This window comes from Collinsella sp. LCP19S3_B6 (assembly GCF_052121815.1).
Lineage (GTDB): Bacteria > Actinomycetota > Coriobacteriia > Coriobacteriales > Coriobacteriaceae > Collinsella.
The window spans coordinates 23,090-39,824 of sequence record NZ_JBQKDN010000004.1 but is presented as its reverse complement, the minus strand read 5'-3'; the positions used below and the strand labels follow the sequence as shown (position 1 = coordinate 39,824).

Annotated in this window: 20 protein-coding genes; 1 reads left to right on the top strand and 19 read right to left on the bottom strand. The window is 59.3% G+C overall.

Annotated features, from left to right (window positions below; genetic code table 11):
- Positions 1 to 339 precede the first annotated feature (339 nt).
- Together tyrS and ACTQWD_RS02550 are read right to left on the bottom strand one after the other, a co-directional pair.
- Complete coding sequence (gene tyrS, locus ACTQWD_RS02555) at positions 340 to 1,551, bottom strand: tyrosine--tRNA ligase (protein ID WP_427717719.1); 1,212 nt, start codon at positions 1,549 to 1,551, stop codon at positions 340 to 342.
- Between the two features lie 96 nt (positions 1,552 to 1,647).
- Positions 1,648 to 3,501 (bottom strand): U32 family peptidase, encoded by a 1,854-nt coding sequence (locus ACTQWD_RS02550; RefSeq protein WP_441559176.1) that lies wholly within the window; start codon positions 3,499 to 3,501, stop codon positions 1,648 to 1,650.
- A gap of 265 nt (positions 3,502 to 3,766) precedes the next feature.
- Between ACTQWD_RS02550 and ACTQWD_RS02545 the strand changes: the two genes are divergently transcribed.
- Positions 3,767 to 5,953, top strand: coding sequence for a transglycosylase domain-containing protein (locus ACTQWD_RS02545; protein WP_441559175.1), 2,187 nt, complete (start codon positions 3,767 to 3,769; stop codon positions 5,951 to 5,953).
- A 172-nt stretch (positions 5,954 to 6,125) separates the two neighbouring features.
- Here ACTQWD_RS02545 and ACTQWD_RS02540 read toward each other — a convergent pair whose 3' ends face one another.
- The 17 genes from ACTQWD_RS02540 to rplR form a co-directional block, all read right to left on the bottom strand.
- Positions 6,126 to 6,563, bottom strand: a complete 438-nt coding sequence (locus ACTQWD_RS02540; protein ID WP_154516043.1) for an arginine repressor — start codon at positions 6,561 to 6,563, stop codon at positions 6,126 to 6,128.
- 132 nt (positions 6,564 to 6,695) lie between these two features.
- Positions 6,696 to 7,745: a glycosyltransferase gene (locus tag ACTQWD_RS02535; RefSeq protein WP_441559174.1), complete on the bottom strand. Its 1,050-nt coding sequence runs from the start codon at positions 7,743 to 7,745 to the stop codon at positions 6,696 to 6,698.
- A gap of 146 nt (positions 7,746 to 7,891) precedes the next feature.
- A complete protein-coding gene (gene truA / locus ACTQWD_RS02530) occupies positions 7,892 to 8,716 on the bottom strand; it encodes a tRNA pseudouridine(38-40) synthase TruA (protein ID WP_427717709.1) in 825 nt (274 codons plus the stop codon).
- A 92-nt stretch (positions 8,717 to 8,808) separates the two neighbouring features.
- Positions 8,809 to 9,291, bottom strand: coding sequence for a 50S ribosomal protein L17 (gene rplQ / locus ACTQWD_RS02525; protein WP_271742473.1), 483 nt, complete (start codon positions 9,289 to 9,291; stop codon positions 8,809 to 8,811).
- A 30-nt stretch (positions 9,292 to 9,321) separates the two neighbouring features.
- Positions 9,322 to 10,263 carry a DNA-directed RNA polymerase subunit alpha gene (locus tag ACTQWD_RS02520; protein ID WP_154516055.1) on the bottom strand — a complete coding sequence of 314 codons (942 nt, stop codon included), beginning with the start codon at positions 10,261 to 10,263 and terminating at the stop codon, positions 9,322 to 9,324.
- A gap of 32 nt (positions 10,264 to 10,295) precedes the next feature.
- Positions 10,296 to 10,892, bottom strand: coding sequence for a 30S ribosomal protein S4 (gene rpsD / locus ACTQWD_RS02515; protein WP_006235275.1), 597 nt, complete (start codon positions 10,890 to 10,892; stop codon positions 10,296 to 10,298).
- A gap of 19 nt (positions 10,893 to 10,911) precedes the next feature.
- Positions 10,912 to 11,316, bottom strand: coding sequence for a 30S ribosomal protein S11 (rpsK, locus tag ACTQWD_RS02510; protein ID WP_006235274.1), 405 nt, complete (start codon positions 11,314 to 11,316; stop codon positions 10,912 to 10,914).
- Positions 11,317 to 11,330: 14 nt separating this feature from the next.
- Entirely contained in the window at positions 11,331 to 11,705 is a 375-nt protein-coding gene (gene rpsM, locus ACTQWD_RS02505; protein WP_154516058.1) for a 30S ribosomal protein S13, read from the bottom strand.
- Positions 11,706 to 11,719: 14 nt separating this feature from the next.
- The gene (gene rpmJ / locus ACTQWD_RS02500) at positions 11,720 to 11,833 is read right to left on the bottom strand and encodes a 50S ribosomal protein L36 (protein WP_006363204.1); all 114 of its coding nucleotides are present in this window, start codon (positions 11,831 to 11,833) and stop codon (positions 11,720 to 11,722) included.
- Positions 11,834 to 11,984: 151 nt separating this feature from the next.
- Positions 11,985 to 12,203 carry a translation initiation factor IF-1 gene (gene infA / locus ACTQWD_RS02495; protein ID WP_035137443.1) on the bottom strand — a complete coding sequence of 73 codons (219 nt, stop codon included), beginning with the start codon at positions 12,201 to 12,203 and terminating at the stop codon, positions 11,985 to 11,987.
- Between the two features lie 232 nt (positions 12,204 to 12,435).
- Positions 12,436 to 13,224: a type I methionyl aminopeptidase gene (gene map, locus ACTQWD_RS02490; protein ID WP_329738298.1), complete on the bottom strand. Its 789-nt coding sequence runs from the start codon at positions 13,222 to 13,224 to the stop codon at positions 12,436 to 12,438.
- Complete coding sequence (locus tag ACTQWD_RS02485; protein WP_441559173.1) at positions 13,221 to 13,847, bottom strand: adenylate kinase; 627 nt, start codon at positions 13,845 to 13,847, stop codon at positions 13,221 to 13,223. Before ACTQWD_RS02485 ends, map begins: the two co-directional genes overlap by 4 nt.
- Positions 13,848 to 13,865: 18 nt before the next feature.
- A complete protein-coding gene (gene secY, locus ACTQWD_RS02480) occupies positions 13,866 to 15,152 on the bottom strand; it encodes a preprotein translocase subunit SecY (RefSeq protein ID WP_441559172.1) in 1,287 nt (428 codons plus the stop codon).
- Complete coding sequence (rplO, locus tag ACTQWD_RS02475) at positions 15,146 to 15,595, bottom strand: 50S ribosomal protein L15 (protein WP_006235267.1); 450 nt, start codon at positions 15,593 to 15,595, stop codon at positions 15,146 to 15,148. The genes secY and rplO overlap by 7 nt, the downstream gene beginning before the upstream one ends.
- A 3-nt stretch (positions 15,596 to 15,598) precedes the next feature.
- A complete protein-coding gene (gene rpmD / locus ACTQWD_RS02470; protein WP_154516067.1) occupies positions 15,599 to 15,781 on the bottom strand; it encodes a 50S ribosomal protein L30 in 183 nt (60 codons plus the stop codon).
- Positions 15,782 to 15,783: 2 nt separating this feature from the next.
- Positions 15,784 to 16,308 carry a 30S ribosomal protein S5 gene (gene rpsE, locus ACTQWD_RS02465; protein WP_154516070.1) on the bottom strand — a complete coding sequence of 175 codons (525 nt, stop codon included), beginning with the start codon at positions 16,306 to 16,308 and terminating at the stop codon, positions 15,784 to 15,786.
- Between the two features lie 14 nt (positions 16,309 to 16,322).
- Complete coding sequence (gene rplR / locus ACTQWD_RS02460) at positions 16,323 to 16,691, bottom strand: 50S ribosomal protein L18 (protein WP_118270231.1); 369 nt, start codon at positions 16,689 to 16,691, stop codon at positions 16,323 to 16,325.
- Positions 16,692 to 16,735: the final 44 nt, after the last annotated feature.

Here is a 16,735-nt window from a genome sequence, read left to right as displayed (position 1 = left end):
TAGCCATTGTATGCCCAAACGATGGGCCAGCAATACGCCCCTCTGCTTAACGGCACACACCACTTGGCGCAATGGGGACAGGCTGCTTTGCACCAAAAAGAAACGTCCCTAAGTGCCAACCGGGACAACGCCGTAGGTGGAGGACGGACAGCGAGCGGACTCCAGAGCGAACAAATTGGCATGAAAAGAGGACGGCATAGACCTTCTGGTCATGCCGTCCTCTTTGAATGACAAGTTGTCGCTCTGGTGCCCGCGCAGCGTCGACCGGTCCGCCGTTCGTTAGAACGGCGGAACTGAGGGCAGCGTCGACCGGTTACGCGGTTTGGTAAAACCGCGTAACTAAATCAACTTGAAGCCCTTGCGCTTGCCCACGGAGAGGGTGTCGCCCAGCTTGAGGGCACTGGGGTCGATGTTGTAGCTCTTGGGAGCCACGGCCTTGCCGTTGATCTTGACACCGCCGCCATCGATGTCGCGACGAGCCTGGCCGGCGCTGGCCGAAAGACCCAGGTCCTTGAGCAGGCCGGCAAGGTAAATCTGGCCTTCGTCGTTTACAGTCAGCTCAATATGCTTCTCGGGGAAGTCGGCGAGCTGGCCCTCCTTGAACACACGGTCGAACTCGGCCTGGGCCTCGTCGCCGGCACCGGCGCCGTGGTAGGTGTCGCACAGGTCGCGGCCCAGAGCGCGCTTGAGCTCATAGGGATCGGCAGAGCCATCGGCCAGGGCAGCGTCGATCTTGTCGACCTCGGCCGGGGTGAGCGAGCTCGCCAGGCGGTAGTACTTGCCGATCATCTCGTCGGGGATGGACATGGTCTTGCCGAACATATCCTTAGGCGCGTCGGTCAGACCGATGTAGTTGCCATAGGACTTGGACATCTTACGGACGCCATCGGTGCCCTCGAGCAGCGGCATGGTGAGCGCGATCTGCGGCTCCATGCCCATCTTCTCCATGAGCTCACGGCCGGCGAGCAGGTTGAAAAGCTGGTCGGTGCCGCCCATCTCCACGTCAGCCTTGATCATGACCGAATCGTATGCCTGCATCACGGGATACAGGAACTCGTGCAGGGCGATCGGCGTCTGGGACTGATAGCGCTTGGTAAAGTCATCGCGCTCAAGAATGCGGGCGACGGTGAACTTGGAGCACACCTGCAGCAGACCGGCCAGGTCCATCGACAAGATCCAATCGCCGTTGTGCACGATGGTGGTCTTCTCGGGGTCCAAGATCTTCATGGCCTGGCTCACGTAAGTCTCGGCGTTGGCCTCGATCTGCTCCTGAGAAAGCTGCGGGCGGGTGGAGTTCTTGCCCGAGGGGTCGCCGATCAGCGCGGTACCGTTGCCGATGATCAGGGTGACGTTGTGGCCCAGGTCCTGGAACTGGCGCATCTTGCGCAGGGGCACGGCGTGGCCCAGGTGCAGGTCGGGGCTGGTGGGATCGACGCCGAGCTTGATGTTGAGGGGCTCACCCTTCTCAAGCTTCTTACGAAGGTCGGCCTCGGGGACGATCTTCGCGGCGCCCGAGGTGATGATACGCATTTGCTCGTCAACAGACAGCATTGGGTATCCTCCTTTTGCTATAGCACCCTCGCCGAAAACAGCGGTGCTGGAAGTCCATAAACTCTCATATGATAACAAACTGACGCGACGCGGCACCTACGACAGGAAAATCCTCGTCCTGCCGCATGCGTCGATGGCAACTGGCAAACGTGTACCGTCACGATCGACCAGATAGCGCGTCTGCCGGCGACGCAAGCAGTCGCGGCAACAGGCCTGTCCCGTCGCATCGGTGGCACAGACGCCCTCTGCGGTCAGCAGGCAGTGCTCGCACACCATGAGCTCGGGACGATCGGTATCGACGGGGCCCAGGACGCCAGGACAGGCGGCAAGCTCGGCAACGCGTTTCGCATCGTGAGCGACAAGTTCGGCAGGCAAAAACACGCGCTGCGCCCCAAGCCCCCGCAACCAGGCGAGCGTTGCCCGGTTCGCACAGAACACCGGCGCTGCCACGTCAAAGACGACGCGCAGTTCGCGAGCTATCGCCACTTGTCCCAGATTACGACAGACGATGCGGCCGGCGCGCTGCATGAGCGACCGAGTACGCTCGATATCGCCCACACGGCAGACCTCGTCGAGCACAACAGTCGTACCGGACAAGTCGAGCTCTTCGTTCGGGTCCTGGTCCATCAGCTGCCAGGCAAAGACCAAGCGAGCGGCGACAGACTCTGCAGGTTCTTCCGGCTGCGTTCCGCTATCCATCAGAACGCCCGCAAACGGCAGCGTCTCGACAGCGCGTTTCGCAAGCACGACCGCATCGGCCTCGGCCCGCATGCGCTCCAGTGCCGCCGCCGTTTGCTCAAGCACACCAGCACTGCGAATCAGATACACTTCGCAGCCTGCGTCGACCTTGCGCTTGCAATGGACAACGATGCGCTCCCCCGCCTCGGCATCCACCGGGCAGGGAACTTGCGGCCAGCGTTTAGGTACATCGGGACGCGCGTCGGCGCCCGGGTAAAACCTGATCTCGAGCGTATCGCCCGCCGCCACGGCGGCATCGAGCTCGACGGTCACTTCCTCGTGTCCCACGGCAACCAAACGGCCCACACGCACGCCCTGGTTGATCGCGCGTTCAAAACTCATAAGCTCCGCGCCCGAGCGGCCTCGCAGATACGCGTCGGTAAACCCGCGGTTAAACGACCTTCCCAGCTCACGTTCGAGCGCCTGCACGGCATCGGGATCCCACGCGCCATCACGCAGCATATCGAGCGCCCGGCGCCACGCCCGAACCACGTTGTAGACGTAGTCGGGGTTCTTCATACGCCCCTCGATCTTGAGCGACGCCACCCCGGCAGCAACAAGCTCGGGTAAATGAGCAATGCCCAGATAGTCACGCGGGCAGAGCAGACGATCGCCTTCGACGGCAACGACGCTCTCCCCAGCCTCATCCACCAAATCGTATGCCAGTCGGCACGGCTGCGTGCAGTCGCCACGCATCGCCGACCGTCCGCGCCGCAGGGCCGAAAACTCGCACGCGCCCGAATAGCCAATGCATATGGCACCATGGCAGAACACCTCGATGGGCACACCGGTAGCGCAGAGCGTCGCAATCTCTGCCACGGTCAGCTCGCGCGCCGTCGTCACGCGCTCGACCCCCAGCTCGTCAGCCGCCAAACGCACGGCCCCCTTGCTATGGACGCCCGCTTGGGTGGACAGATGAATCTCGACCCCCGGAATTGCCGCATGCAGCGCGCGGGCTAGGCCCGCATCTGCCACGATCAGCGCATCGGCGCCCAGCACATGCGCATGTGCCCCCAGTGCCACGGCTTCGGACAGCTCGTCGTCGAACACGAATACGTTGAGCGTCACGTACACGCGCACACCATGGGCGTGCGCCACGGCACACCCGCGCGCAAATTCGTCATCACTAAACCCGTGCGCACTCACGCGGGCGTTAAATCCGCTCAGCCCGGCATAAATGGCATCGGCACCTGCCGCGATCGCGGCGAGCATCTGATTGAGCCCGCCAGCCGGAGCCAACAGCTCGGGCAGTGCCAGCCCCGATGTTGGCGTCCCATTCCCGCATTGTCTGCTAGGCTCAGTCGCCCAAATCGCCATCGGCAAACTCCTTACCAAGGTATGCAATCGCTCTGTTAATTGCCGTCAACCAGCATACACGAGGCTTCGCGCGGCTCGATTGGTTTATCGTGTAATAACTTATGTCCATCCTGCCCGACGCACACCCGCCGCCTGGCACGACATACTTGGAGGTCAACATATGGGTCCTCGCCAACGACAGGGACACGGTCGCTCTAAGACGCACGTCCTGCCCGTCATCCTGCTTTCGCTTTTGGGCTTTTTGCTCATCGCGGGCGTAGCATTTGGCATCGGCATGATCGGCAACGTCAACCGCTGGCTGTCCGACCTGCCCGACTACACCGACGCCAACGCCTATCTGGTCAGCGAGCCCACCGAGATTGTTGACTGCAACGGCAACAAGATCGCCAGCTTCTATACCCAAAACCGCAAGTCCATCACCAAGGACCAGGTCTCCCCGTACGTCCTGCAGGGCACGATCGACGTCGAGGACGAGCGTTTCTACGAGCACGGCGGCATCGACCTCTTGGGCATCGCGCGTGCCTCGGTGGCAACCCTTGCCGGCGGCCACGAAGGAGCCTCGACCATCACCCAGCAGCTGGTGCGCAACACCATCCTGCAGGAGGAGCAGTTCGACTCGACCATCGAGCGTAAGGTGCGCGAGGCCTATATCGCCATCAAGATGGAGGACATGTACTCCAAAGACGAGATCCTCATGATGTACCTCAACACCATTTACTATGGCCACGGCGCCTATGGCATCGAGGCCGCCGCCGAGACATACCTCTCCAAGAGTGCTTCCGACCTCACCCTGAGCGAGGCCGCGCTGCTCATCGGTCTGCCCAACTCGCCTTCACAGTACGACCCCACGGTCAATCCCGACCTGGCGCTTTCCCGCCGCAATAAGGTGCTCGACAACATGCTGCGCCTGGGCCACATCACGCAGGAAGAGCACGATGCCGCGCAGGCTGAGCCCATCACCCTCAACGTGACCGAGATCTCGGGCAGCGGTGTCGACGTATACTCACAGCCCTACTTTGTCTCCTATGTCAAGCAGCTGCTCGAGCAGGAGTTCTCCACCGACGTGCTCTTTAAGGGTGGCCTGACTGTTAAGACCACCATCGACCCCACCATGCAGCAGGTGGCCGAGGAGGCTGTGCGCTCACAGCTCGACACGCTTTCGCTCGATGGCCTGGACATGGGCATGGTTGTCGTTGACCCCAAGACCGGCTACATCAAGTGCATGGTGGGCGGCTACGACTACAACGCCGACGAGAATCACGTGAACCACGCTACGGCAAAGCGCCCCGTGGGCTCCACGTTTAAGGCCTTTACGCTGGCAACTGCCATCCAAAACGGCATGAACCCCAACGTCAGTCTCAACTGCAACTCGCCACTCAAGGCCAAGGGCACCACGACCGAGGTGCAAAACTATGGCAACCAGAGCTATGGCAACATCACGCTTAAGCAGGCAACGGCATACTCATCCAACACCGGCTACATTCAGGTGGCCGAAGCCATCGGCAATGACAAGATCATGTCGCTCGTCAAAAAGCTCGGCATCGATCCCGCCAAGGACAATATCGAGGACGTTCCCGTCATGACGCTCGGCACCGGGTCCATCTCACCGCTCGAGATGGCATCGGCCTACGCCGCTTTTGCCAACGGCGGCTATTATCGCCAGCCGATCGCCATCACCGAGATCGACTCGCGTACCGGCTCGGTTCTGTACCAGCACACCGACAATCCCACGCGGGTGCTCACCGAAGGCGAGGCTGCCGCGGTTACCGACGTTCTATCCGGCGTCATGCAGGGCAGCGGCACGGGTGCCGCCGGCGCGCTGAGCGTCAACCAGCCCTATGCCGGCAAGACGGGCACCACTGACAACACCACCAACCTGTGGTTCTGCGGCTACACGCCGCAACTGGCATGCGCCCTGTGGACCGGTTATTCCGCAGGCGAGATTCCCATCCAAAAGTACGGTTCGGACCTGCTGGGCGACAGCACCAACCTGCCCGTCTTTAAGAAGTTCATGAACACCGTTCTTGCGGGCGCCGAGCGCGAGGAGTTCCCGACCGGAACGGCTCCCACGTACAAGAACAATAACGTCTGGAAGTTCTACGGCACCAACAACAAGAAGAAGGAAGAGGACGAGGATAAGGACGAAGACGAGGAAGAAGAGGAGGAGACCACCGGCGGGAGCGGCAACGAGGGCGGTAACACCGGCGGCGAAGGCGATGGCGGCAGTACCACCCCTACTCCCGACCCCAGCCCCAGCCCCGATCCCAGCCCCAGCCCCAGCCCCGACCCTGGCCCGACCCCCGATCCCAGCCCTAGCCCGACCCCCGATCCTTCCACAGGTCAGTAGATAGCAAAGCGCCCGAGCAGCTCAAATGCTCGGGCGCTTTTTGCTGGGACATACATGGCATATCGCGCGCAATCGAGATGCCACGACAGGAGCGTCACAAAAAGGGCGTCGGCTCAAAACCGACGCCCCTGTATTTCCACCGTCTTAGCTGGCGTTGTTTACGCGCGTAAAGCTATTTACGCGCGGCACTGAGCTTGTTAATCAGCGCTTCGAGGCGTTCGCCATCCTCGGCAGTCTGAGCGATAACCAAAATCGTGTCATTGCCGGCAAGCGATCCGAGCACATCGGGCAGCTCGGCCGCATCGACAGCCGCGGCAATGCCCGAGGCGGTGCCGGGCTGAGCCTTAATCATAACCAGGTTGTCGGTGCGCAACACACCGGTAACCAGCTCGGAGACCATGCGCTGCAGGTGCAGGTCCTCAGCCAGAACATAGATGCCCTCGGGCAGTTTGCGCAGCCCCATATCGGCGATGTCACGCGAAACCGTCGCCTGCGTGCAATCAAAGCCCATGGCGCGGAGTTCGTCCACCAGCACGCGCTGCGTACGCACGTCTTTATTGCGCACGATATCTCTGATGGCATCCTGGCGCCCGTTGCGTTTTTTAGCCATATAAAACCTCACTCCATAGATGGCGAAGACAATCTATCAGTGATTGAATAGTTTAGCGCTATTTGAGGCTATTTGTGAATAAGAACGCATTTCGAAACAATTCTATGCAAATTATTTTCGAATATGAAACAGCTAGGCTATCCTTGCGCCCGTTCTGTTCAAAAAAGCAGCCAGATGCGCATACATAACGCAGCGCATAGGCTTAACGTTGGCAATCGGCCCAAACAAAAGCCCAAGGCCTCGGCGCTCTCCCTTAAGGGCCACCGCCATCTGGCGGGTCCGCACGTCGTTGAGCATATCACGCAATCGTGCCGTACGCTCAATTGAAGACACCCCATGGGGGCTCAGGCACAAATTCTCGATACAAGCAACCAAGCGGCCATAGTAAAACCGTTGGCAGGCCAGCTTTAGATGGTTATCGTCATCTATTGCGTCAAATGGCACGCAAAGCTCTTCAAGCGCCTTGGCGTCATCGGAAAGTCGCGAGAACATGGTGGGGTCGAATGAATCCGCAACCGATGGCGCGGCCGTATGGAAACAAGCTTCGGCGCACCCAAATACGCGTTCCGCATGCGAAAGGGCAGGCGCCAAAAAGGCGATCGCACGATACGACTCGGCATGCTGCAGACACAACTCAAACAGGGAGCGTTCATACATCACACCGGAATGTTGACAAACCAGACCGCTCTCGACCAGCTTGGCCAGGCCTGAAGCCCGGTCTCCATCGTCGGCAAGGGCAATGGATTGCGCATCCAACATACGAGAATGGCGTTCCCGATGCGTATCGTAGCGATCGAGCGACACCGAGGGAAACACGATATCTGCCGAGGTCTCACAAGCGACATCGAGCATTGCCAAAAACGCGCGCGGCGCAAACCACTCATCGGCGCTCATTGCGATAATGTGGGCCCCGCGCGAAGCGGCAAAACCCTCGCGAAGGCAAGCTCCGCTCGACGGATCGTCAACGTCTATCAGATCGATGTGAATATCTCTGCCCGCGGCAACATCGAGCGAATGACGAACGCCCGGCGCAGCGTTGCGACATGCAACGACAATCTGCATATCGTAGAGGTCTTGGTTTTGGACGCTTTCGAGTGCACGCATCGCGTAGCTGGGCGAACCCTCCACAACAAGGATCACCGAAAGTCGCGGAAGCGAGCCACGTCGAAGCAAGTTATCCATCCTCTCGACAGCAATAATCAACTGCCGTTCATGGTACACCCCGGCAATAAACGCAATGAGTCGCCTGATGCGCTGCACGCCAAGAACAGATGTTGCACACGGCTCGCCCACACGAGCAGCATACTTAGATGGCTCTCGTTTCTCCCCTATTCGAGCGCGACGAGCTCGGTGGGGTCATAATCTACGCCCATAAAGGTAAGGCCGCACGCCGGCGCCGTGGGACCCGCAGCAGTACGATCGCAAGCGTCAATCACCTCGCGCATCCACTCGGGATCGCGGCGATGCATGCCGATCTCGACGAGCGTTCCCACGATGGTGCGCACCATCGAATGCAAAAACGCATTGCCCTCGATGGTAAACGTGAGGATATCCTCGCCAAAGGCGACCTCGTGGCCAAACTCGGCACGCATCACGCAACGATGCGTTGGCTTGCCCACGGCAGAAGCGACCTTACAAAAGCTCTTAAAGTCCTGTTCGCCCAAAAGCGCTGGGCAGGCGGCTGCCATCGCATCCACGTCCAAAGGATAACGATGCCACCATACCGCACCACGCGATAGCACCGGACGCGCATCGCGATCGGCAATGCGGTAGGTATAGGTCCGAGAACGTGCGTCAAAACGCGCAGAAAAGCCCTTACGGGCCTTGTAGACCTCATTAACGGCGATATCTTTGGGCAGCAGCGCATCCATAGCTCGCAGCCACCTGCGGCGCGTTAAAGCGAGCTCAGCGTCCGTAACGGGCACGCTGATGTATTGGGCCACCGCATGCACCCCTGCATCGGTGCGCCCGGCACACGTCAAATCGACTGAGCGGCGCAAGAGCGTCTCTATGGCAAGACGCAGCTCTCCGGCAACCGTCGTCTGCCCCGGCTGCTCGGCAAATCCGCTATAGGACGAGCCGTCATAGGCAACACGAAACACCAACGTGGCATCGAGCTCTGGAGTCAAATTGAAATCAGACGGCGCGGTCATGGGCGCTCCCAACAAACAAACAACGATATCGCGACAAAAAAAGAGGGGTACGCGAACGTACCCCTCGAATATAGCCTATGCAGACGAATTGTCTACTCAGCGGTCTCCTCAGCAGGAGCCTCCTCGGCAGCGGTCTCCTCGACAGCCTCGACCTTCTTGGGAGCAGCGGCCTTCTTGGGGGCCGGAGCAGCCTTCTTGGCCTTGGGCGTGCAAGGCTCGGTGACGAGCTCCATGATAACGATGGGAGCGTTGTCGCCCTTACGGTTACCGAGCTTCATGATGCGGGTGTAACCGCCGTTGCGATCTTGCCACATGCCCTGAGCAGCCTTGTCGAAGATCTCGGCAACGAGCTGCTTATCGCCGAGCTTGGCGATAGCCAGACGACGAGAGTGCAGGTCGCCCTTCTTGGCCCAAGTGATGATCGGCTCGACAACCGAACGCAGCGCCTTAGCGCGGGTCTCGGTGGTCTTGATGCGGTCGTTCTCGAAGAGGGCCTTGGCCAGGCTCTTCTTCATGGCCTTGGTGTGGCTCGCATCGGTGCCGAGCTTCAGGCCCTTCTTAACGTTGTGACGCATGGTCTAGTTTCTCCTCAAATATGCGAAGCATTAAGCCTTCAGGCTCAGGCCCATGGACTCAAGCTTGTCCTTCACTTCCTCGATCGACTTAACACCGAAGTTGCGGATGTTCAGAAGATCGTTCTCCGAGAACTCAACGAGCTGACGGACCGAGTGAATGCTGGCACGCTTAAGGCAGTTGTAGGAACGGACAGAAAGGTCCAGATCCTCGATCTGCTTGTCCAGCTCGGCGTTGTCGTTGGTGACCTCGGGAGCGAAGATCGAAACCTCCTCCTCGACCTCGGGGGTCTCGGCAAGGTTCATAAAGGCAGCCATATGCTGGTTGATGATATTGGCAGCCTGGACCACGGCGTCGCGCGGGGCGATGGAGCCGTTGGTCTCGATCTCGAGGACAAGGCGGTCGTAGTCGGTGTGCTGACCGACACGGCAAGCCTCAACGAGCTTGGCGCAACGGGATACCGGCGAGTACAGCGAGTCGACGTGGATCACACCGATGGGATCGTTGTCGCGCTTGTTGGCCTCGCCAGAGACATAGCCGCGGCCATAGCCGATGCGCATGCTCATGGTGAGATGGCCACCCTCGGTGAGCGTAGCGATGTGCTGCTCGGGGTTGACCAACTCAAACTCGGACGGAATAAAGAAGTCCGCACCGGTGACCTCGCAGGGGCCGTCAACCGAGATGGTGGCGGTCGCCTCGTCGGTCGTGCCGAGAGCCCTGAAGACAAGACCCTTGACATTCAGGACGATGTCAGTGACATCCTCGACCATGTTAGGGATGGTCATGAACTCGTGCTGCGCACCATCGATCTGAATAGCCTCGACGGCGGCACCCTCGAGCGAGGACAGAAGAACGCGACGCAGGGAGTTGCCCAGCGTATCACCGTAACCGCGCTCGAGCGGCTCGACGGAGACACGAGCAGACGTCTCGTTGATCTCTTCGACCTGAACCTGAGGCCTAATGAATTCTGACATGTATTACCTCCAGCCTCAGCAGCCCGGATGGACTACTTAGAGTAGAGCTCGACGATGAGCTGCTCGTTGATATCACCGCTGATCTGCTCACGCGTCGGCAGAGCGAGCACGTTACCAGACAGCTTCTCGATATCGACCTCAAGCCAGCCAGGGACCTCAAAGCGCTCGGAGGAAATCAGAGCCTCCTTGATGGGGAGGAGGTCACGGAACTTCTCGCCGACAGCGACGACGTCGCCGGCCTTGACGCGGTAGGACGGGATGTCCACGCGCTTGCCGTTCACGGTGAAGTGACCGTGGCGGACGGACTGACGAGCCTCTTTACGGGTGCGAGCGAAGCCAAGACGGAAAACAACGTTGTCGAGGCGAGACTCAAGGATGATCATGAGGTTCTCACCGGTGACGCCGTTCATCTTACGGGCCTTGTTGAAGTAGCCGTGGAACTGCTTCTCCAGAACGCCATAGATGAACTTGACCTTCTGCTTCTCGCGCAGCTGCATGCCGTACTCAGATTCCTTGCGACGGCGCTTGGGCTGACGGATAGATTCCTTCTTGCTGCTGTAACCGAGCTCAGCGGGATCGATCCCGAGCTGACGGCAGCGCTTAAGAACAGGAGTCCTGTCGATTGCCATATTGATACGATCCTTTCAGTTACACGCGGCGACGCTTCTTGGGGCGGCAGCCGTTGTGCGGGATGGGGGTCTTGTCCTGAATGCTCGAGACCTCGAGGCCAGCAGCCTGGAGGGAGCGGATGGCGGTCTCACGACCGGAGCCGGGGCCCTTGACGAAGACGGAAACCTTCTTCATACCGTGCTCCATGGCCTGCTTGGCAGCAGCCTCGGCAGCCATCTGGGCAGCGAACGGCGTGGACTTACGGGAGCCCTTGAAGCCCACCTGGCCAGCCGACTTCCAGGAAATGACGTTGCCCTGGGGATCGGTGATCGAAACGATCGTGTTATTGAACGTAGAACGGATGTGAGCCTGGCCCACGGAAATGTTCTTACGGTCCGCGCGCTTCAGACGGGCAGCGCGAACGTTCTTCTTAGCAGTAGCCATCTATCTAGCGCTCCTTATTTCTTCTTCTTAGCACCGATCTGACGCTTCGGGCCCTTGCGGGTACGAGCGTTAGTGTGGGTGCGCTGGCCGCGGACCGGGAGGCCCTTGCGGTGACGAAGGCCGCGGTTGCAGCCGATGTCCATAAGGCGCTTGACGTTCTGGTTGCGCTCACGGCGGAGGTCGCCCTCAACCATGATCTGGTTCTTGTCGATATACTCGCGGATGGCGTTAACCTCATCCTCGGTGAGGTCCTTAACGCGCGTATCCACGTTAACGTTGCACTCGACGCAAATCTTCGTCGCAGTGGTGCGGCCGATGCCGTAAATGTAGGTCAGACCGATCTCAACGCGCTTCTCACGCGGGAGGTCGACACCATTAATACGGGCCAACGTAGTCTCCTCTCTTAACCCTGACGCTGCTTATGACGGGGGTTCTCGCAAATGACGAGGACCTTGCCATGGCGCCTAATGATTTTGCACTTATCGCACATCTTCTTGACCGAAGGACGTACCTTCATCGTTCTTCCTTTCGGTAGCGCTCAAACTACTTCCCTACTATCTACTCGCCCAGCCGCAGGCGTTTAAAACTATGGCTGGTCTTCACACACAATCCGACCGTAGGTTGAGCTAAGCCTGCAGTCGGAAATAAGAGTGCGTGTATGCGTGCCGCTATTTGTAGCGATAGGTGATGCGGCCGCGGGTCAGGTCGTACGGGGAAAGCTCCACGACAACCCTGTCACCGGGGAGAATACGGATGTAATTCATTCGAATCTTGCCAGAAATGTTGCACAGAACCGAATGACCGTTCTCGAGCTCGACCTTAAACATGGCATTAGGCAACGGTTCCTTTACCGTACCCTCGAGCTCAATTGCGTCTTCCTTCTTCACAAGCAATCATCTTTCTCTAGAAAACGACAGCGATTGAGTATTCTACAACACGTATACACGCATCGTAATAACTTCGTAATGGCTCCACAACTACGTGGAACTTGTTACATTTGAAATGTAAAACAAAGCCGTTCCCTGATACCCAAGATCGCCTTGAAATGAGAAGGCATAGACCTTGGGGTCATGCCTTCGAAATTGAAAGGCGAGGTTGGGCATCAGGGGGCGGCGACTTTTACATTTCTCCGCCTTGGAGCGAACACCAGGATCCTTGCGCATCGGTGGTGAGAATCACCGGACCGTCATTGGTGATGGCGACGGTGTTCTCGTAGTGCGCGGCGGGCAGGTGGTCGTTGGTGGTGACGATCCAACCGTCGGAGCCCGTGCTCACATGGTTGGAACCCATCGTTACCATCGGCTCGATGGCAATGACCATACCGGCCTGGAGGCGAACGCCCCTCCCCTTCTTTCCATAGTTAGGAACGTTGGGGTCCTCGTGCATCACGCGGCCAATGCCATGACCCACATAGTCACGAAGCACGCCATAACCGTGAGACTCGGCGAGGGACTGGACGGCATAACCAACATCCCCGATATGGTTACCGGGAACAGCCTGCTCAATGGCAGCCTTAAGGCAATCGCGCGTAACCTCGCACAGGGCCTTGGCCTCGGGCGTAGGGGTTCCGACGAAAAACGTCCATGCGTTATCGCCAACCCAACCGTCGACAACGGCTCCCGTATCGATGGAGATGATATCGCCATCGCGCAGGATCATATCGGGGTTGGGAATACCGTGGACCACGGCATCGTTGATCGATGCACAAATGGTCCCCGGGAACCCGCCGTAACCCTTAAAGGCCGGGGTGCCGCCATGCATGCGGATAATCTGCTCCGCGAGCTGATCGAGCTCAAAAGTCGAAACGCCGGGGCGCACCATGGCTCCAACGTGGCGGAGCGCCATCTTAGATAGCGCTCCTGCCTTCTTCATCTGCTCGATTTGCGTTGCAGACTTAATCTTAATCATAGACCGAGGGCCTCTTTGACATCCCCGTATACGGTCTCGCGAGCCTGGTCACCGTTGACCGACTTGAGCAGACCCTGCCCACGATAGTAATCGACAAGCGGGCTCGTGGACTTCTCGTAGACGTCGAGACGGTTCTTGATGGTCTCGGGCTTATCGTCGTCGCGCTGATACATCTCGCCGCTGCATTTGGGGCAGGTAACATCGGCAGCAGTGCCGGTGTAACCGCAGGCGCGGCAGGTGCGACGCGAGGACAGACGATCGATGATGACCTCGGGGGCCACGTCGACCAGAAGGGCGCAGTCGATCTCGCGACCCATGGTGGAGAGCTCGGAATCGAGCGTCACAGCCTGGGCGGTGTTGCGCGGGAAGCCGTCAAGGATGAAGCCCTGCTGGGCGTCATCAGCGGCAAGGCGCTCCTTGACAAGGTCGATCACGAGCTGGTCGGGAACGAGCTCGCCAGCGTCCATGTACTTCTTAGCCTGAATACCAAGCTCGGTGCCACCCTTGACGGCAGCACGCAGCAGGTCGCCCGTGGAGATGTGAGCGACGCCAAACTCGGCGACGAGCTCCTGTGCAACGGTGCCCTTACCGGCACCCGGAGCTCCGAGCAATACGAGGTTCATGAGCAATCCTCCTCTAGCCTATTTAAAGAATCCATCGTAATCATACATCTTGATCTGGCCTTCGAGCTTGTCGACCGTGTCGAGCACGACGCCGACCATGATGAGGATGGACGTGCCGCCAAATGCCTGGATCAGCTGATTGCCCGTGAAGGAGAAGATGATCGAAGGCACGATGGCGATGAGCGCCAAAAAGACAGCGCTGGGAAGCGTAATCTTGTTGAGCGCGTTCTTGATGTAGGCCGCGGTAGCCCTACCCGGACGAACGCCCGGAATAAAGCCGCCCTGCTTCTTAAGGTTGTCGGCCGTGTCATCGGGATTGAACACCATGGAGGTGTAGAAGTACGCGAAGAACACGATGAGGACAACGTTAAGCACCCAGTTGAGCCAACCGGTCGAAAGCGCAGAGGCAACTGCCTGAATCCAGCCGATGCCGGGGAAGAACACGGCAACCTGAGCCGGGAAGTACAGCAGCGCCGAAGCGAAGATGATCGGCACGACACCCGCGGTGTTGACCTTGATGGGCAGGTAGGTGGTCTGGCCACCCATCATGCGACGGCCCACGACGCGCTTAGCGTAGGAGACCGGAATGCGGCGCTGGCCGCGCTCAAGGAAAACGATCAGCGGGATAACCAGCAGGATGATGGCGCAGATGATCACCATAGTGATGATGCCACCGCCATTGCCCTCGGTGCTGGAGAAGATCGCCTGCGGCAGACCGGCCATGATGTTCGCAAAGATGATCAGCGACATGCCATTGCCGATACCGCGCTGGGTAATGAGCTCACCAATCCACATGATCAGCATGGCGCCCGCGGTGAGCGTGCCGACGATCATGAGGTCGAAGATGATCTCGGGAGCGGCGGCGCCATTAAAGCTGATGCCGAAGCTCTTAAAGAGGAAGAGGTAACCCACGGAGTTGAGGATTGCCAGAGCCAGGGTGAGGTAACGCGAATACTGCGTAATCTTGGTCTGACCGACCTCGCCCTCGCGGGAAAGCTCATGCAGGGAAGGCACAACGGCCTGGAGCATCTGGAGGATGATCGAGCTGGTGATGTAAGGCATGATGCCCAGCGAAAACACCGACACATAGCTCAACGCGCCGCCAGAGAAAAGATTCAGGAGGGCCATAGCACCTGCGGCGACCGAATTGTTATCGGTCGAGAAAAGGCCCAGCATCCCCTGGAAGGGAATGCCGGGCACAGGAACGTGCGCACCAATGCGGTACACGACGAGCATAGCTATGGTAAAAAGAATCTTTTCGCGCAGTTCTTTGATGCGGAAAGCATTCTTAAGACCATTTAGCACGGCAGCTCGACCTTTCCGCCGGCGGCCTCGATCTTGGCCTGCGCAGAAGCGCTGACCTTGTCGACCTTGACCGTGAACTTCTTGGTAAGCTCACCATTGCCGAGCACCTTGACGGGCTCGAACTCGCTCTTGGTGATGCGAGCGGCCTTAAGAGCGGCACCGTCGATCACAGCGCCATCCTCGAACTTACGCTCGAGACGCTCAACGTTAACAGCGGTGTACTCGATACGACGGGGGTTGCGGAAGCCCGGAAGCTTGGGCAGGCGCATAGCCAGCGGAGTCTGGCCACCCTCGAAGCCGGCACCCTTGGTGCCGCCAGAGCGAGAGCCCTGGCCCTTCTGGCCGCGGCCAGAAGTGGTGCCGTGACCCGAAGAATTGCCACGGCCAACGCGCTTGCGGTTCTTGGTGGAACCGGGCGCGGGAGTAAGATCGTGAAGCTGCATTTGCTACTCCTCTACAATCTCGACAAGGTGCTTGACCTTGAAGATCATGCCGCGGACGGACTCGTTGTCAGTAATCTCGCGAACCTCGCGGATCCTGTGGAGACCGAGGGCACGGACAGTACGGACCTGGTCCTGCTTGCAACCGTTGGTGCTGCGGACCTGCTTGATCTTGATGGTGTCAGCCATGCTTAGTTCTCCTTACCGACGAACATCTCAGAGACCGTCAGGCCACGGCGAGCCGCGACGTCCTCAGGGCTGGAGAGCTCCTTGAGGCCCTCGACGGCAGCCTTGATGATGTTGAGGCCGTTATCGGTACCGAGGGACTTGGACAGGACGTTCTTGATGCCAGCAAGCTCAAAGAGGGGACGCACAGCGCCGCCGGCGATAACGCCGGTACCCTCGACAGCGGGCTTGATGATGATGCGGCCGGCACCAAAGTGGCCGATAACCTCGTGCGGAATGGTGCCCTCTTCGGTCACCGGCACGTGGAACATGTTCTTCTTGGCATCGAGAGACGCCTTGGAGATGGCCATGGGCACCTCAGCGGACTTGCCCATGCCAACGCCGACGTTGCCCTTGCCGTCGCCAACGACGACGAGAGCGACGAGGCTCATGCGACGACCGCCCTTGACGGTCTTCGACACGCGGTTGATGTAAACGACGCGCTCCTCGAACTCGGAGGCCTCGCGCTGCTGCTTCTGATTACGAGCCATGTGCTACATACCTCCTAGAACTCGAGACCGGCGGCACGAGCACCGTCGGCGAGGGCCTTGACGCGGCCATGGTAGATACGGCCACCGCGATCGAAGGCGACCTTGGTGATGCCGGCCTCGATGGCACGCTTGCCAACGAGCTGACCGACCTTCTCCGCAGCCTCCTTGTTCGAGGTGTGGGTGCCCTTGAACTCGGCCTCGAGGGTCGAGGCAGAGACGAGCGTCAGGCTGGAGCCCTTGCTGTCGTCGATGATCTGGGCATAGATGTTGGCGTTAGTACGGGTCACGCGAAGACGCGGACGCTCGGCGGTACCCGAGATCTTGCCGCGAACACGACGCTGACGACGCTTGAGGCCTTCCAGCTTCGCCTTATGCTTGTTCATACGTAAACTCCTAAAAAGGTTGATCTTGCCAGCACCTAACGGGG

What these genes read in the sequence shown, in the direction of transcription:
- ACTQWD_RS02485 (WP_441559173.1), bottom strand. Translation starts at nt 13,847, where the DNA reads ATGAACCTCGTATTGCTCGGAGCTCCGGGTGCCGGTAAGGGCACCGTT.
- rpmJ (WP_006363204.1), bottom strand. Translation starts at nt 11,833, where the DNA reads ATGAAGGTACGTCCTTCGGTCAAGAAGATGTGCGATAAGTGCAAAATC.
- rplQ (WP_271742473.1), bottom strand. Translation starts at nt 9,291, where the DNA reads ATGCGTCACAACGTTAAGAAGGGCCTGAAGCTCGGCACCGATGCGAGC.
- rpsK (WP_006235274.1), bottom strand. Translation starts at nt 11,316, where the DNA reads ATGGCTACTGCTAAGAAGAACGTTCGCGCTGCCCGTCTGAAGCGCGCG.
- ACTQWD_RS02535 (WP_441559174.1), bottom strand. Translation starts at nt 7,745, where the DNA reads ATGGATAACTTGCTTCGACGTGGCTCGCTTCCGCGACTTTCGGTGATC.
- rplO (WP_006235267.1), bottom strand. Translation starts at nt 15,595, where the DNA reads ATGCAGCTTCACGATCTTACTCCCGCGCCCGGTTCCACCAAGAACCGC.
- rpmD (WP_154516067.1), bottom strand. Translation starts at nt 15,781, where the DNA reads ATGGCTGACACCATCAAGATCAAGCAGGTCCGCAGCACCAACGGTTGC.
- ACTQWD_RS02540 (WP_154516043.1), bottom strand. Translation starts at nt 6,563, where the DNA reads ATGGCTAAAAAACGCAACGGGCGCCAGGATGCCATCAGAGATATCGTG.
- rpsE (WP_154516070.1), bottom strand. Translation starts at nt 16,308, where the DNA reads ATGGCTCGTAATCAGAAGCAGCAGCGCGAGGCCTCCGAGTTCGAGGAG.
- map (WP_329738298.1), bottom strand. Translation starts at nt 13,224, where the DNA reads ATGATTAAGATTAAGTCTGCAACGCAAATCGAGCAGATGAAGAAGGCA.
- ACTQWD_RS02550 (WP_441559176.1), bottom strand. Translation starts at nt 3,501, where the DNA reads ATGCTCGCCGCGATCGCGGCAGGTGCCGATGCCATTTATGCCGGGCTG.
- truA (WP_427717709.1), bottom strand. Translation starts at nt 8,716, where the DNA reads ATGACCGCGCCGTCTGATTTCAATTTGACTCCAGAGCTCGATGCCACG.
- ACTQWD_RS02545 (WP_441559175.1), top strand. Translation starts at nt 3,767, where the DNA reads ATGGGTCCTCGCCAACGACAGGGACACGGTCGCTCTAAGACGCACGTC.
- ACTQWD_RS02520 (WP_154516055.1), bottom strand. Translation starts at nt 10,263, where the DNA reads ATGTCAGAATTCATTAGGCCTCAGGTTCAGGTCGAAGAGATCAACGAG.
- rpsD (WP_006235275.1), bottom strand. Translation starts at nt 10,892, where the DNA reads ATGGCAATCGACAGGACTCCTGTTCTTAAGCGCTGCCGTCAGCTCGGG.
- tyrS (WP_427717719.1), bottom strand. Translation starts at nt 1,551, where the DNA reads ATGCTGTCTGTTGACGAGCAAATGCGTATCATCACCTCGGGCGCCGCG.
- rplR (WP_118270231.1), bottom strand. Translation starts at nt 16,691, where the DNA reads ATGAACAAGCATAAGGCGAAGCTGGAAGGCCTCAAGCGTCGTCAGCGT.